This is a genomic window from Mesorhizobium sp. M7A.F.Ca.MR.362.00.0.0 (genome assembly GCF_004023175.1).
Taxonomy (GTDB): domain Bacteria; phylum Pseudomonadota; class Alphaproteobacteria; order Rhizobiales; family Rhizobiaceae; genus Mesorhizobium.
The window spans coordinates 9771-11353 of the sequence record NZ_RZTF01000073.1; the positions used below are offsets into that span (position 1 = coordinate 9771).

1 protein-coding gene and 1 pseudogene are annotated in these 1583 nt (G+C 66.1%); both read right to left on the minus strand.

Annotation, left to right across the window (positions count from 1 at the left end):
- A pseudogene (locus EOC06_RS42355) lies at positions 1-764 on the minus strand (DUF4175 family protein); the annotation flags it as partial.
- Positions 765-1018: 254 nt separating this feature from the next.
- On the minus strand, positions 1019-1583 hold a 565-nt coding region (locus tag EOC06_RS42360; protein WP_245469525.1), incomplete at its 5' end, for a pyridoxal-phosphate dependent enzyme.

The following is a 1583-nucleotide window of genomic DNA, read 5'->3' on the forward strand; positions in this document are numbered from 1 at the left end:
TTGCCATTCTTGTCGGCATAGCCGAGCGTTTCCTCGCCCGAGCCGCCCGTCACGCGCAGCGAAACGTCACTGCCTTCTGGAACGGTAAAGGTCGGGATCGCCTGGTTGGCGTCGGCGGTCAGGAAGATCGGCGGCTTGCCGGTATAGGCCGGTGGCGTCACCCATGCATCGATGCGCGGCGGCACGATATCGCGCGCGCCATGGGCATTGAAGCCGTCGCTGATCCTGCCGCCGGTCGGCCCGAAGGAGAAGGCGAAGGCGGTAACGAGTAAAAGGGCCGCCACCGCGCGCAGCCCCCAGGGGTCGCGCTCCGGCACGCGCGTGCGCGGCAGGTCGGCGCCAAGGTTGTCGAGCTTTCCGGCCATGCGCTTCTGGTGTTCGCGCCACAGCGCCTGCGAGAAGCTGCTTTCCCTGCCGCTGGGCCGGTCGGTCTGCACCAGCACCGGGCTGTGCAACAGTTGATTGGCGGCCTCTATGCGGCGGTCGATTTCGCCGGCGCCCGGCAGGCGGAAGAAGCGCAGCGGATAGAGCGCGGCCAGTGCCGCTATGGCAAAAGCAGCGACCAGGCCGATGCGCGCCATATCCGGCAGCCGGGAGAACAGCCCCAGCCAGGAGATGCTGAGGAACAGGCTGGCGACGATGACGAGCGGGAGCAGCAACGGCCAGCCGCGCTCGACCATCATCGAGACCCGCGTCGCCAACCGGCTTAAGGCCAGGCGTCCGGCCAGGCCGCGATCGCTGCTGAAGGTGGGTCGTTGCGTCATCGGCCCTTCCTTGAGCCTATCCCGAAAACCGGGATGCGGCCCTATCCCTTTGAGCATGATCTGTTCCGAAAGGGATTTCACTTTTCGGGATCATGCTGTGGAGCGGGCAGGATAGCCCGACGCCTCACGACTCAAAGAATACCAGCAAACACGGCAAAGGCGAGGCAGTTCGGAAAAACGTGAAGTGGACCGTTATAGTTCCATCCTGCATACCCTTTAGAAGGCAGCAGGCCCTTTAGAAGGCAGCAGGCCCTTTAGAAGGTAGCGGGGTCCGCATTCGCTCCGCAGACCAGCACGGCGACCCGTTCGCCCGCCGCCGGCGCATAGCGGCCCGACAGGACCGCGGCAAAGGCGGCGGCGCCACCCGGCTCGGAGATGATGCGGGCCCGGTTCCACAGCGCCTTCTGCGCGGCGATGATGTCGTCGTCACTGACCAGGATCGAGCGTTCGACAAAGGCTTCGGCAATCGGGAACATCATTTCGCCGACGCGCTTTGGGGCCAGCGAATCGGCGGCGATACCCTCGGCCGGCGCGTCGACGGGGTGTCCGGCCTCGAAGGCGCGATGAAGCGTCGGCGCTCGTTCCGGCTCGACGGCGATGATACGGATGCGGCCGGCAAACCAGGCAGCGATGCCGCCGATCAGGCCGCCGCCGCCGACAGCGACCAGCAGCGTGTCGATCTTAGGCAAATCGCTCTCGATTTCGAGCCCGAGCGTGCCCTGGCCGACGAGCGTTTCCTCCTGGTTGAAGGCATGGATCTGCAAGGCGCCGGTCTCCTCGGCGAACCGTTCGCTGGCCGCCAGCGCCTCGGCGTAGCGG